The sequence below is a fragment of the Micromonospora andamanensis genome (assembly GCF_016863495.1).
GTDB classification, from domain to species: Bacteria; Actinomycetota; Actinomycetes; order Mycobacteriales; family Micromonosporaceae; genus Micromonospora; species Micromonospora andamanensis.
Window position 1 is genome coordinate 24,178 of record NZ_BOOZ01000034.1, and the last position, 13,343, is coordinate 37,520.

At 70.7% G+C, this 13,343-nt stretch carries 9 protein-coding genes; 3 read left to right on the forward strand and 6 right to left on the reverse strand.

Features of this window, described 5'->3' with window-relative positions:
* Nucleotides 1-129: 129 nt before the first annotated feature.
* Nucleotides 130-3,078 carry a glycoside hydrolase family 9 protein gene (locus Van01_RS23800; RefSeq protein WP_204011743.1) on the reverse strand — a complete coding sequence of 983 codons (2,949 nt, stop codon included), beginning with the start codon at nt 3,076-3,078 and terminating at the stop codon, nt 130-132.
* A 444-nt stretch (nt 3,079-3,522) separates the two neighbouring features.
* Here Van01_RS23800 and Van01_RS23805 point away from each other — a divergent pair, with 444 nt between their 5' ends.
* The gene (locus Van01_RS23805; protein ID WP_204011747.1) at nt 3,523-5,091 is read left to right on the forward strand and encodes an aldehyde dehydrogenase family protein; all 1,569 of its coding nucleotides are present in this window, start codon (nt 3,523-3,525) and stop codon (nt 5,089-5,091) included.
* A 99-nt stretch (nt 5,092-5,190) separates the two neighbouring features.
* Here the strand turns inward: Van01_RS23805 and Van01_RS23810 are convergent, their stop codons facing one another.
* Both Van01_RS23810 and Van01_RS23815 read right to left on the reverse strand, forming a co-directional pair.
* Entirely contained in the window at nt 5,191-6,249 is a 1,059-nt protein-coding gene (locus Van01_RS23810; protein WP_204011750.1) for a GNAT family N-acetyltransferase, read from the reverse strand.
* A gap of 104 nt (nt 6,250-6,353) precedes the next feature.
* A complete protein-coding gene (locus Van01_RS23815) occupies nt 6,354-7,055 on the reverse strand; it encodes an ACT domain-containing protein (RefSeq protein ID WP_204011754.1) in 702 nt (233 codons plus the stop codon).
* 148 nt (nt 7,056-7,203) lie between these two features.
* On the opposite strand from Van01_RS23815, the gene Van01_RS23820 reads away from it, so the two are divergent.
* Nucleotides 7,204-8,256: a phosphotransferase family protein gene (locus tag Van01_RS23820; RefSeq protein WP_204011757.1), complete on the forward strand. Its 1,053-nt coding sequence runs from the start codon at nt 7,204-7,206 to the stop codon at nt 8,254-8,256.
* Nucleotides 8,256-9,467: an acyl-CoA dehydrogenase family protein gene (locus Van01_RS23825; protein ID WP_204011760.1), complete on the forward strand. Its 1,212-nt coding sequence runs from the start codon at nt 8,256-8,258 to the stop codon at nt 9,465-9,467. Before Van01_RS23820 ends, Van01_RS23825 begins: the two co-directional genes overlap by 1 nt.
* A 473-nt stretch (nt 9,468-9,940) precedes the next feature.
* Here Van01_RS23825 and Van01_RS23830 read toward each other — a convergent pair whose 3' ends face one another.
* From Van01_RS23830 to Van01_RS23840, 3 genes are all read right to left on the reverse strand, one after another.
* Nucleotides 9,941-10,987, reverse strand: coding sequence for a LacI family DNA-binding transcriptional regulator (locus Van01_RS23830; RefSeq protein WP_099851969.1), 1,047 nt, complete (start codon nt 10,985-10,987; stop codon nt 9,941-9,943).
* An 82-nt stretch (nt 10,988-11,069) separates the two neighbouring features.
* Nucleotides 11,070-12,503, reverse strand: coding sequence for a GH1 family beta-glucosidase (locus tag Van01_RS23835; RefSeq protein WP_204011763.1), 1,434 nt, complete (start codon nt 12,501-12,503; stop codon nt 11,070-11,072).
* Entirely contained in the window at nt 12,500-13,342 is an 843-nt protein-coding gene (locus tag Van01_RS23840; protein WP_093402872.1) for a carbohydrate ABC transporter permease, read from the reverse strand. Before Van01_RS23840 ends, Van01_RS23835 begins: the two co-directional genes overlap by 4 nt.
* Nucleotide 13,343 lies beyond the last annotated feature (1 nt).

The following is a 13,343-nucleotide window of genomic DNA, read 5'->3' on the forward strand; positions in this document are numbered from 1 at the left end:
AGCAGCGGTCCCGAGCGGACGCCGCTGTGCGCTGGCATGTCACACAGGCACGATCGTTCCTGTGTGACATGCCAGCACGGAGCGTTACACCGGCCGGCCCGGCTGCGACCGGGGGAACCGGTATTCGGGTCAGCCGATGGTGCAGGTGGCGCCGTTGAGCGTGAACGCGGTGGGCTTCGGGTTGCTGCCGGTGTGGGTGCCGTTGAAACCGATGCCGACCGACGCACCCGGCGCCAGGTTGCCGTTGTAGGACATGTTGGTGGCGGTCACCGCCGCGCCGGTCTGGGCGTAGGTGGCCGACCAGCCCTGGCCGACCCGCTGCCCGGCGTTCGGGAAGCTGAACGCCAGCGTCCAGCCGTTGATCGCAGTCGTGCCGGTGTTGGTGATGGTGATGTTGGCGGTGAAGCCGGTGCTCCAGTCGTTGCTGCCGTAGGTGACCCGGCAGGGTGAGGTGGGCAGCGGCGCCGAGGTGGTCACCGTCACCCGTTCCGAGGGTGACGAGGCATTGCCGGCCGCGTCGATCGCCACCACGTAGAACGAGTAGGTGCTCTCGGGTTGCAGGCCGGTCACCGCGTACGTGGTCCCGGTGACTGTGGCGACAAGCACGTCACCCAGCGCCGGACCCCGGTAGATCCGGTACCCGGTCACCCCGACGTTGTCGGTCGACGGGGCCCAACTCAGTGTGGCACCGGTGGTGGTGATCGCCGACGCCGTCAACGAACCCGGCGCGCTGGGCGGCACCGTGTCACCGTCGTCGACCGCTGGCACGGTCACGGTCAGCTTCGGGGACGCGGCCGAGGTGTTGCCGGCCTTGTCCCGGGCCTGCACGGTGATCTCGTAGGTGCGGGCCGGGGAGACGTCGAGCACCAGCGAGTTCGTCGTGGAGGGGTACCAGCTGTAGGTGTCGCTGCCGACCACGTGGGTGTTGACGATGTAGACGTCGATCCCGCTGCCCGCGTCGGTGGACGCTGGCCAGGTCAGCGTCACCGAACGGGAGGTGACAGAGGTCGCCACCGGCGTGCCGGGAGTGGTGGGTGGCGTGGTGTCACTGCTGGACGCGGGCTCCTCGCCCCACACCCGCACGCCACCGACGTAGAGCGGCACGTTGCGGTTCGGGCCGGCGGTGGCCTGGAACGACGGGTCGTCGCTCGGATCCCAGGCGACGCCCTCCCGCACTCCGATCTTGAACTGCACCTCCATCCGGTGCTGCGACTGGCCGGCCGGGGCGATGGTGTGTCCGGTGCAGTCGACCTCGACGTAAAAGAGATCGCCGCTGACGTTCCTGGCGGTCGTGGGCGCCGGGCAACCCTGGGTGTAGCCGGGCGTGACCACAATCGGCTCCAGGCCCAGACCAGGGGCACGGAAGTAGTAGCGGAACTTGGCGTCGGTGAGTGCCCGCGCCGGGAAGGCCGACTTGTTGTAGACGATGGCCTTGATGCCGGTGGACCGGGTCTCGTTCTGCATCACAGTGGTTTCCACTGTCAGCTCGTCGATGTCGGGCTGCTCGGGGACCGGGAAGTTGGCAAGCGGGGTGCCGCCGTACTCCTGGGACAGCCGGGCCAGCGCGGAGGTGAAGCCGGCGTTGTAGTCGGTGGCGACCTCGTTCATCACGTAGTCCGACCGGTTGTCGGTGTACGCGTCGTTCGGCGAGGACGGCCCGCCGACAAGCGCGCCGTAGAGGGTGTGCCGGGTCTCGGTGGGCACGGTCTGGCTGTCCCACCAGGAGCCGTGCGCGGTGCGGTGGTGGGGGTTCTTCGGCGGGTTGGCGCCGAACCCGATCACGTAGCTGGAGTTGCGCGGGTTGTCGCCGAGCGCGTAGTTGATCTGCCGAACGGCGAAGTCGTGGTAGCGCGCCTTGCGGGTCGCATCGGTGATCTTGTCGCTGTAGACGAGCGCCGCGAACGAGGTGTTGGCGGCGTACCGCAGCGCACCCCACGAGTCGAGCACCGCCATCCCGCCCGGCGAGTACCGGACCCGCTCGCCGTTGACGCCGACGGTCCAGTAGTCCAGCCACCGGTTGGCGTCGTCGATGTACTTCTGCTTGCCTGTCAGGTTGGCCAGCAGCACGTACGCCCCGAACTGCTTGTTGTCCCAGGCGACTGTCCACTTGTAGGAGCGGGTGGTGGTCTGCGGCTCGGTGCCGAGCTTGTCGTACTCGCTCTCCGCCTTGGCCAGGTACGCGGCGTCACCGGTGGCCCGGTACAACCAGATCGCGCCCCAGACCAGCTCGTCCTGGTAGCCGCTCCAGGAGCGGTAGAAGCTCGTCGCATCGGTGATGCACTCGTGGTAGTTCTTCCGCACCGTGTCGGCGAAGGTGTAGAGCTGCTTCGCGTGGGTCAGCAGCTTGTCGGCGTACGCGGCGTCGGTGGGTCGGAACACCATGGAGGAGGCGGCCATCGCGGCGGCGGTCTCCCCCGCCAGGTCCGCGCCGCCACAGCTCGCGTCGATCTTGTACGCGGGCCGCGCCATCGGCATCACCTCGGCCGGTCCCCACCACTTGTGGTCGGCGTCCCCGTTGCCGACCTGTCCGTAGAGGACGTTCGGCGACGGGTGCGCCTTGACGAAGTAGTCGTTGACGTAGCGCAGGTTGTTCAGCAGGTGGGTGAGCTGCCCCGACGCGGCGTACCCGGCCCGGTACTCGACCGCGCCCCAGGCCAGCATGGTGGCGCTGAACGCCATCGGGAAGCCGAACTTCACGTGGTCACCGGCGTCGTACCAGCCGCCGGTGAGGTCGAGCCCGACATCCGAGCCGTCGCGCAGCGCCGAGTCGCCGCGCCACGAGACGCGGTTCCAGTCCGGCAGCTCACCTGACTGCTGCGCCTCGTAGAACAGCAGTGACTTCTGCAGCGCCTCGGCGTAGTTGAAGGCCGGCGCGGCGGCGGCCACGGCCCCGTCGGTGGGTGCGGCGGCGGCACCGGTCGCGGGTACCCCTGTCCCTAGCGCGAGACCGGCGGCGAGCGCGCTGACGGCGGCCAGCAACCGGCGGGGCCAGGGCTGGTCGGAACGGCGACGCGGCCACGGTTGATCCGGCAGGGGTCGATCACCGTGGACGCGGCCCGACCGGGAAGGTTGATGCATACGACTGCTCCTGTCGATGCGTGCCCGACGGCATCGACCGGACGCGTGGCCGCGTCGGTGTGGACGGGTGCCGGCGGTGGTGGTGGCGAGGTGGCTCCATCAGGACCGGGAGCGCTCCCATGGATAGCTGACAATGTAATCCGACCACCGGCGGTTGGGAAGCCCGCCCGATCGCGACGCCGCGCGATGCCACTGCCGAATGGCTGCGATCGTACCCGCCAGTAACAAAGGGGGATTGTTCACACCATCGATGTTGCTCGATTTTTGGTCGATGAAACCGCAGGTGGAAACGGTCACCCGACACATGGCGAGGTTCTCCACTGAGGACCGACCACCCCGCGATACAGAACGTGCTGTTGCCGTCGCGCTGGGCCGCGCGCGACAGTACGCGGCACCTGGCGGCGCCCCTCAACGGCCGCTCCCCGCCCACCTGAGGAGATCGCGATGGCTCTACGACTGGCCGACGGAACCTCCTGGTCCGACACCCTCGCCCGGGCGGTGGCCGTCACCGGTGAAGCGTTCGACAGCGCGGCCGGCGGCACCACCACACTGCGGAACCTGGTAAACGGCGAGTGGCGCACCGGTGGCGCGCCGACGCCGACGCGTACCCCTGTCGACAACAGCGTGCTCGTCAACCTGCCGCGACTTGACGCGGCGACCGCCCGCGACGCCGTCGCCCACGCCGCGGCGGCCCACGCCAGCTGGGCCGACACCCCGCTGGCCGAACGCAAGTCGCGGGTCACCGCGGCCCTGGACGCCCTCACGGGGCAGCGCGACCTGCTGGCCCTGCTGCTGGTCTGGGAGATCGGCAAGCCGTGGCGACTGGCCTGCGCCGACGTGGACCGCGCCCTCGACGGGGTGCGCTGGTACGTCGACGAGATCGACCGGATGCTCGCCGACGGCCGCACCCCGCTGCCCGGCCCGGTCAGCAACATCGCCTCCTGGAACTACCCGATGAGTGTGCTTGTGCACGCCGAGCTGGTGCAGTTGCTGGCCGGCAACGCGGTCATCGCCAAGACGCCGTCCCAGGGCGGCGCGGTCTGCCTGACCGTGGCGCACGCACTGATGCACCGCGCCGGGCTGCCGGCCACCCTGCTCTCCGGCAGCGGCGAGTCGTTGTCCGAGGTACTGGTACGGGCACCGGAGATCGGCGCGGTGGCGTTCGTGGGTGGCCGCTCCAACGGGGGCAAGGTGGCCGCCGCGCTGCTCGACTCGCACAAGCGCCACTTCATCGAGCAGGAGGGCCTCAACGCCTGGGGCATCTGGAACTTCTCCCAGTGGGATCTGCTCGCCGCCCACCTCAAGAAGGGCTTCGAGTACGGCAAGCAGCGTTGCACCGCGTACCCCCGGTTCGTGGTCCAGCGGGACCTGGTCGACGAGTTCCTCGACATGTACCTGCCGGTGGTCCGCTCGGTCAGGTTCGGACACCCGCTCGCGGTCGAGGACACCTGGCGTACCGGCGACCCGTTGCCGGAGCTGGACTTCGGTCCGTTGATCAGCGCCGCCAAGGCCGACGAGCTGCGCCGCAAGGTCGACGAGGCGGTACGCGGCGGTGCCGTCCCGTTGTACCGGGGCAAGCTCGACGGCGCGCCGTTCCTGCCCGGGCAGGACACCTCGGCGTATGTCGCGCCATCGGTGCTGCTCGCCCCGCCCGGCCGGTCCCGGTTGATGCACGCCGAGCCGTTCGGCCCGGTCGACACCATCGTCGTGGTGGACACCACCGACGAGCTGCTGGCCCAGATGAACGCCTCCAACGGCGCCCTCGTGGCCTCCCTCGCCTGCGACGACACCGACGAGGCGGCGAAGCTGGCGGTCGACCTGCAAGCCTTCAAGGTGGGCATCAACAAGCCCCGTTCCCGGGGTGACCGCCAGGAGCCGTTCGGCGGTCGGGGCGCCTCCTGGAAGGGTGCCTTCGTCGGCGGTGACCTGCTGGTCCAGGCGGTCACGGTGGGCAACGACGACCAGCTCTACGGCAACTTCCAGGACCGCACCGCGCTGCCCCCGAACATCTGACCCACCCACGGTCGGCAAGCACGCGGTGGGCAGGACCCCCGCACCGGGAGTCCTGCCCACCTCACCGGCCTCCGCACCGGAGGTCGGTCGTTCGAGCCGTCAGCCGGCGCTCTTCGCCCGTGCCGGCGCCTCGGCCGCGAGCGGCACGGTCAGGGTCAGTAGAGGGCCGTCCCGCTCGACAGTGGTCGGCCGGGACAGCCGGCGCAGCGTACGCAGCATCGGCGTGTTGTCCCCCTGGACATGCGCCACCATCGCCGCGTAACCGGCCGACTCCGCCTGCCGGGTCAGCCGACGCAGCAGGGTCGAGCCCAGCCCCCGGCGCTGCCAGTCGTCGCGTACCAACAACGCCAGCTCGGCCTCGTCGCCTTCGGCCAGCAGGTTCGCCATCGCGACGACCGACTCCGCCGCCCCGCCGGAGCCGGTCGTCGCGGCGACCAGGGTCAGCCCGCGGGCCGGCTCCAGGAGCCGACGCAGTCGGGCCGGGGAGGGAAGACCCGCCCCCAGGTAACGGCGCTGCCGGCTGCGCACCGAGCAGGCCTCGTGCAACTCGACCACGGCCGTCAGGTCGTCGGCCACGGCGGGGCGCACGGTCAGCTCGGCACCGTCCGGCAGGACCACTGTCACCTGCTCGGCGCTACGGCGGGCCGCCGTCGCCCCCAGTTCGAGCAACGCCTGAGCCCGGGCGTACTCGGCCGGGGTGAAGCTCGGCGCGACCCGGCGCAGGGCGTACGACCCACCGTTCGGGTCGACCAGCAGCATCGTCGTCCCGTCGATCCCCGGTCGGGCCGGTGCCGCCGCGGCCCGCCACGTGACCTCGTCGGCGCCGAGCAGGGCCCGCAGCACCTCGCCTGTCGCGTCCGGGTCGTGCACCAGCCGGGTCGCCAGCCCGAGCACCCGGGTCGGCTGGTCGGCCAGGCCGCGCGCCTCGCTACGCGCCACCCAGCAGTCCCGCCCCCGGCCGCGTTCGACGGCGGCGAGCAGTCCCGCCTCGTCGAGGGTGTCCGGCGCGTCGACGAGGAAGTCGTCGACGGCACCGCGTTCGGTGGTGTGCACCTGCACGGTGAGGATGTTGACTCCGCGCAACGCGAGGCTCGCCGTGAGCACCGACAGGTAGCCCGGCCGGTCGTCCACGGTGGCTCGGATCCGCCACAGCGTCATCGTTGCCTCCCTTCCCGTGCCACAGTCGTCCGCGGCTGTTGCCTGCCGGTTGCCTCACCATGTCCAGCCGCGACCGGCCCTGCGGTCTTCGTCACAGCTCCCGGTCAGGGGTTGGCGCTCACCGGTGGGGTGCCCACCAGGTCGAGCCGGTCGCCGAGGATCACCGCGCAGGCACGGACCAGTTGGGCCAGCCGGTCCACCTCGGTGGAGTGGAAGGCGGCCGGCGTGAGGGTCTCGCTGTGCTCGCGGGACACCACCAGGACCAGCCCGGCCCGACCGAACGGCGCGACAGCGAAATGGCCGCCGTCGGGGGCGGTCATCGACCGGGCGCGCAGCGGGGTCACCTCCGGCAGCTTCGGCGGCACCGGGGTACGCCAGCTGGCGTGCCCCACAGTCGCGCCGCCACCTCCGGTGCGGGACGCCCAGTCGACAGGCACCATCGCGGCGACGGACCAGTCGGCGGCGAGCAGGCCGGGTACCGCGTCGACAAGGGTGGCCAGCCCGTCGGCCGGGTTGGCCGCGACCTGGGCCAGCAGCTCGGCGTCCTGGCCGGTGGTGGTGGGCGCGCCGATCGCCCGCCAGACCCCGTCCACCCGTACGCCGGGGATGGCCGCCAGTCCGGCCAGCAGCCGCTCCACCCGCGCCGCGCCCGGCCACACCACAGTGAAGTCGTCGACCGCCCGCCCGCCGAGGCGTTCCAGTACGACCACCTGGACGATGTCCGCCCCCGACACGCCGAGGGTGCGCGCCACCTGACCGAGCGTGCCTGGACGGTCCGGCAGGGTGACCCGAACGCGCAGCAACATTTCAAACCCCTCCGCTCGGCGGGCCGGCACACTGGCCGGCAGGCTGGTTCCAGCCTGGCAGTTGACCATTTCGTCCCTGTTGCGGCGGCATGTCCCGAGGGTCAAACCTGACCTTGACAACCCGCCGGAGCTGCCATGAACTGTCCGGATGACCGAACCGACCGCCGGCTCGCCTGCCGGTCTGGATCTGGACCGGCTCGGTGGGTACCTCGCGGCACACCGCCCCGTCCTGGCCGCCGGGCCGTTACGGGCCGAGCTGATCGCCGGTGGCCGGTCGAACCTGACCTACCTGGTGCACGTCGGCGACCGGGAGGTGGTGCTGCGCCGCCCACCGCTCGGGCATGTGCTGGCCACCGCGCACGACATGGCCCGGGAGTTCCGGGTCATTTCCGCGCTCGCCCCGACAGACGTCCCGGTGCCCGGCGCCCTGTTGCTCTGCCCGGAGCCGGACGTGCTGGGCGCGCCGTTCTACCTGATGGAACGGATGCCGGGCGAGGTCTTCCGCAGCCGCTCCCGGACCGACCGGCTCACCGGCGCGCAGCGGCACGGGTTGGCCATGGCGATGATGGACACCCTGGCGGCGCTGCACACGGTCGAGCCGGCAGCTGTCGGCCTGGCCGACTTCGGTCGCCCGGAGGGGTTCCTGGCCCGGCAGGTCCGTCGCTGGTCGGGGCAGCTCGACCGGTCCCGGAGCCGGCCCCTGCCGGGCATCGACGAACTGCGCGACCGACTCGCCGCCACCGCACCCGAGGGCGCGAACGCGGGCCGGATCGTGCACGGTGACTTCCGGCTGGACAACCTGCTCGCCACCGTGCAACCGGTGACCGTGACGGCGGTGCTGGACTGGGAGATGGCCACCCTCGGCGATCCGCTGGCCGACCTCGGGCTGTTGCTGACCTACTGGGACGTGCTCGGCGGCAGCGAGGTCTCCGACGGCAACCCGGTCGCCGACGGCCTCGGCCCGCGCGCCGGCTTCCCCAGCGGTGCCGAGCTGATCGACAGGTACGCCGGCCGCAGCGACGTCGATGTCGGCCCCCTGCACTGGCACATCGCGCTGGGCTGCTTCAAACTCGCAGTCATCTGTGAGGGCATCCACTACCGGCACACCCTCGGCCAGACCCTCGGCGAGGGCTTCGACACCATCGGCGGCCTCGTCGCCCCGCTTGTCGCACACGGACTGACCGCGGTGAGGGAGACCTGATGGACTTCGCGTACGACGCCCGGACCGAGCAGCTTCGCGTGGAGCTGACCGATTTCCTGGAGCAGCACGTGTATCCGGCCGAGCCGGTGCACGCCGCCCAGGTGGCCGCCGCCGGTGACCCGTGGGCCCGCCCTGCGGTGCTGGCCGAGCTGAAGGCCGAGGCCCGCCGGCGTGGCCTGTGGAACCTCTTCCTGCCCGATCCGCGCCACGGTGCCGGGCTGACGAACCTCCAGTACGCCCCGCTGGCCGAGCTGACCGGGCGCAGCCCGCACCTCGCCCCGGAGGCGTTGAACTGCGCCGCACCGGACACCGGCAACATGGAACTGCTCGCCGAGTTCGGCTCTCCTGCACAACAGGAGCGCTGGCTCACCCCGCTGCTGGCCGGCGAGATCCGCTCCGCGTTCTGCATGACCGAGCCCGACGTGGCCTCCTCCGACGCGACGAACATCGCCACGTCGATCCGCCGCGACGGTGACCACTACGTCATCGACGGCCGCAAATGGTGGTCCTCGGGTGCGATGGATCCGGCCTGCGCGATCCTCATCGTGATGGGCAAGACCGACCCGAGTGCCGACCGGCACCGCCAGCAGAGCATGATCCTGGTCCCCCGCGACACCCCCGGGGTCACGGTACGCCGGGGCATGCGGGTCTTCGGCTACAGCGACGCCTCACACGGCGGCCACGCCGAGATCGACTTCGAGGGCGTACGCGTGCCGGCGGAGAACCTGGTCGGCGCCGAGGGCACCGGTTTCGCCATCGCCCAGGCCCGGCTCGGCCCCGGCCGCATCCACCACTGCATGCGCCTGATCGGCGCGGCCGAGCGAGCGTTGGAACTACTCTGCCGCCGGGCCGCCGAGCGGGTCGCCTTCGGCCGCCCCCTCGCCGAACAGGGCGTGGTACGCGAGTGGATCGCCGAGGCCCGGGTCCGCATCGAACAGGCCCGGCTACTGGTACTCAAGACGGCCTGGCTAATGGACACCGTCGGCAACAAGGGTGCGCACACCGAGATCCAGGCCATCAAGATCGCCACCCCCGCGATGGCCGAGTGGGTCATCGACAAGGCCATCCAGGCGTACGGGGCAGCCGGAGTCAGCCAGGACACTCCCCTCGCCCAGCTCTGGGCCCAGGCCCGCACACTGCGCCTCGCCGACGGCCCCGACGAGGTGCACCGCAACAGTCTCGCCAAGCGCGAGCTCCGCCGCTGGGCCTAGCGGCCAGCCGCATCCCACCGAACCGCCGGAGCAGCCAGCACAGGGTGACCGCCGGACCTGGTGGCTGACCTGGTGGCGGGCCTGCTGGCGATCCATGCGGTCGCCGCACCCGAACACTCCCCGAGCGATCACCTTCCGTATCCGTCCCGCCCGCCCCCCGATGTGGTGCACGGCCCCTTTGCTCTGCTTCAACCGACGCAACAGTCACGCTCAGTGTCTGGATCCGGTCGATGACCGTATCCGCGCTTCGCGTTACCGCTGTCCAGCCACCATTGCGTGGGTTGAAGCAGAGCAAAGCGCGCGAGGCATTGCTCCTGGACCTCGGTGGATAGTCACACAGCGTCAGATGCACGGGGAGTCACATCGGTCAGCCTGGGGCCCAGCCCGCGAGCGGCACGGCGTAGGCGATGCCGGGAAGGACGTACGCGGCGCGAGGGCGAAGCTCGGCGGCGGGAGTCCGGGGCGGCGCGGGGTCAGGCGGAGGCGCGCTCCACGAACTGGGTGTCCAGGACGACGTGTGGGGCGGGGATCTCGTCGCCGCGGATCCGGGCGACAAGTAGTCGGGCCATCTGCCGGCCCATCTCCTCCACGGGCTGGAAGACCGACGTCAACGGCGGGTTGGCCTGTCGGGCGATCGGCTCGTCGCCGAAGCCGACCACTGCCACGTCCTGCGGTACCCGGCAGCCGGCCTCCCGCAGCGTCCGCATGGCGCCGAAGGCCATCAGGTCGGCGGCCACGAACACGGCGTCCAGGTCGGGGCAGCGCTCCAGCAGCTTCCGCATGGCCGTCGCCCCGCTCTCCTCGCTGAAGTCGCCGTACGCGATCAGGTCGGGGTCGACGCCGAACCCGGCGGTGCGGACCGCGTCCCGGTAGCCGGACAACCGGGCCAGGCCGGCGCCCATGTCCTGCGGGCCGGCGATGGTGGCGATGCGCCGCCGGCCCCGGTCGGCGAGGTACTCGACGGCCTGCCGTGCCCCACCGGCGTTGTCGACGTCGACGAACGAGACGGGCTGCGCCTCGGGGTGCAGCATCCGCGCGGGCCGCCCGCCGAGCACGGTGGGCAGGTCACGCTCTTCCAGCAGGGTGGGCAGTGGATCGTCGTCGTGCAGCGAGAGCAGCAGCACCCCGTCGACGTGCTGGTTGGTCAGGTGGTGCTCGACCCGCTCCCGCTCCAGCGGCGACTGGGCCATGGCCAGCCACAGCTGCAACGGTGTCTCCAGCAGGGCTGAGCTGATCCCCCGGACGATGCCGGCGAAGAACGGCTCGGCGAAGATCCGCTCACCGGACTCGCTGACCACCAGGGCCACCGAGTCGGTCCGTTGGGTGACAAGTGCCCGGGCGGCACGGTTCGGTACGTACCCCAGCTCGGCGATGGCCTGCTGCACGGCGGCCCGGGCCTCCGGACTCACCTGCGGAGAGCCGTTGACCACGCGGGAAACCGTGCCGCGGCCAACTCCGGCGCGGGCGGCGACCGCGTCGAGCGTCGGCCGCCCGAGCGACCGGGTGCGCTGCGTTGTCATCGTCTGCTCCTCCGACATCAGGCGGCCCCGGCACCTTCACCAGCGTTGGTGCCGGGCCGCCCGTTACTGGCTGGCCATCGCCCTATTGTGCGGCCAGACCGTTGCGTCGGATCACCTCCGCGTACCACCTGGCACTGGACTTGGGGATGCGCGTCTGCTTGTCGTAGTCGACGTAGATCATGCCGAACCGCTTCGTGTAGCCCCAGGCCCACTCGAAATTATCCATCAGCGACCAGGCGAAGTATCCACGCAGGGGGACGCCCGCGCTGATCGCCTCGTGCGAGGCGCGCAGGTGCGCGTCGAAGTAGGCCAGCCGGTCCACGTCATCGACCTGCCCGTCGACCACCTCGTCGATGAAAGCCGAGCCGTTCTCGGTGACGTAGAGCGGAAGGTCCGTGTACTCCTCGTGCACCCGGCGCAGCGTCTCCACCAGACCGGGGGCGTCGATCTCCCACCCCATGTCGGTCACCGGCACACCCCGGGTGACGAACCGGACGTCCTCGCTGCCCGGCCAGCAGGCCTGGGCCCGCCAGTAGGCTTCCGGCTGCTCGCCGGGGACCGGCGCGGCCACCACGTGCCGGCTGTAGTAGTTGACCCCCACCACGTCCAGCGGCGTGGCGATGGTGGCCAGGTCACCGTCGTGAACGTGGCCGAAGTCGGTCACCTTCGCCAGGTCGGCGACCAGGTCATCGGGGTACGCGCCACGCAGGATCGGGTCGAGGAAGAACCGGTTGGCCAACCCGTCGATCCGCCGGGCCGCGTCGATGTCGCCCGGCGCGTCGCTGGCCGGGGTGACCGGGTACAGGTTGACCGTCACCCCGAGCTGCGCCCCCGGCACCGCCGTACGCAACGCCTGCACGGCGAGCCCGTGCCCGAGCATCAGGTGGTGTCCGGCACGGACCGCGTCGGCCCCGTCGGAACGGCCCGGGGCGTGCACCCCGGAGCCGTAGCCGAGGAAGGCCGAGCACCATGGCTCGTTGAGGGTCGTCCAGTACTTCACCCGGTCACCGAGCGCGTCGGCCATCAGCAGGGCGTAGTCGGCGAACCGGGCTGCGGTGTCCCGGGCCGGCCAGCCGCCGGCGTCCTCCAACTCCTGCGGCAGGTCCCAGTGATAGAGGGTGAGCCAGGGCTCGATCCCGTTGGCCATCAGCTCGTCGACCAGCCGCTGGTAGAAGTCGAGCCCTTCGCGGTTCGCCGGGCCCGACCCGCCCGGCTGCACCCGGGGCCAGGAGACCGAGAAGCGGTACGACTTCAACCCCAGCTCGGCCATCAGCCGGACATCGTCGGTGAGCCGGTGGTAGTGGTCGCAGGCGACATCGCCGGTGTGCCCGGCGACCGTCCGGCCCTCGGTGTGGCTGAAGGTGTCCCAGATCGACGCGGTCCGGCCGCCCTCGTTCGCCGCGCCCTCGATCTGGTAAGCGGCGGTCGCCGCGCCCCAGAGGAAGCCGGGCGGGAAGGTCAGCGGCGGACGCTCGTCGAGGACGCCGACAGCGGGCGGGGTGGCGGGGTTGCTCACGACTTGACTGCACCTTCCATGATCCCGCCGATGATCTGGCGGCCGAAGAGAAGAAAGACGAGCACCAGCGGGATGGTGCCGACCGCCGTGGCGGCGAAGACCTGGGAGTAGTCCGTGTAGTAGGCGTACGACAGGAAGGAGAGCGAGACCTGCAGGGTCGGGTTCTCCGGGGTGAGGATCGCGTACGGCCAGAGGAAGGAGTTCCAGGTCTCCATGAAGGTGAGCAGACCGAGCACGCCGGCCGCCGGCCGCAGCGCCGGCAGCACGATGTTCCAGTAGATCCGGAACGTACTGGCACCGTCGACCCGACCGGCCTCGATCAGCTCGTCGGAGATCGCCTGGCTGGCGTACTGCCGCATCATGAACACGCCGAAGGCGCTGACCAGGAACGGCACGGTGACCGCGTAGAGGGTGTCGTACCACCCCAGCGACTGCATCATGCTCCAGAGCGGGATGAGGCCCATCTGGGTCGGGATCATCATGGTGACGATGATCGCCAGCAGCAGCACGTTGCGACCGCGGAAGCGCAGCTTCGCGAAGGCGAAGCCGGCGAGTGAGCCGGTGAGCACCACCGACACGGTGACCACCGACGAGACGATGATCGAGTTCATCAGGCCCTTGAGGAAGTTGGCCGCGTCGTTGTCGAGCACCCGCCCGAAGTTGTCACCGAATGCGCCAGCCGGGGTCATCGGCGGTGGCACATCGTTGATCGACTCCAGGCTGCGGGTGCCGATCACGATCATGTAGTAGAAGGGGTAGATCGACAGCAGCGCCGCCAGGACGAGCGCCATGTAGGTGAGTGGACTGGTGCGCCACAGGCGCTTTGAAGCCGAGATCATC

Excerpts from the sequence above, each read along its gene's own strand:
- Van01_RS23820 (WP_204011757.1), top strand. The coding sequence starts at position 7,204 with ATGACCGAACCGACCGCCGGCTCGCCTGCCGGTCTGGATCTGGACCGG.
- Van01_RS23815 (WP_204011754.1), bottom strand. The coding sequence starts at position 7,055 with ATGTTGCTGCGCGTTCGGGTCACCCTGCCGGACCGTCCAGGCACGCTC.
- Van01_RS23840 (WP_093402872.1), bottom strand. The coding sequence starts at position 13,342 with ATGATCTCGGCTTCAAAGCGCCTGTGGCGCACCAGTCCACTCACCTAC.
- Van01_RS23830 (WP_099851969.1), bottom strand. The coding sequence starts at position 10,987 with ATGACAACGCAGCGCACCCGGTCGCTCGGGCGGCCGACGCTCGACGCG.
- Van01_RS23805 (WP_204011747.1), top strand. The coding sequence starts at position 3,523 with ATGGCTCTACGACTGGCCGACGGAACCTCCTGGTCCGACACCCTCGCC.
- Van01_RS23825 (WP_204011760.1), top strand. The coding sequence starts at position 8,256 with ATGGACTTCGCGTACGACGCCCGGACCGAGCAGCTTCGCGTGGAGCTG.
- Van01_RS23810 (WP_204011750.1), bottom strand. The coding sequence starts at position 6,249 with ATGACGCTGTGGCGGATCCGAGCCACCGTGGACGACCGGCCGGGCTAC.
- Van01_RS23800 (WP_204011743.1), bottom strand. The coding sequence starts at position 3,078 with ATGCATCAACCTTCCCGGTCGGGCCGCGTCCACGGTGATCGACCCCTG.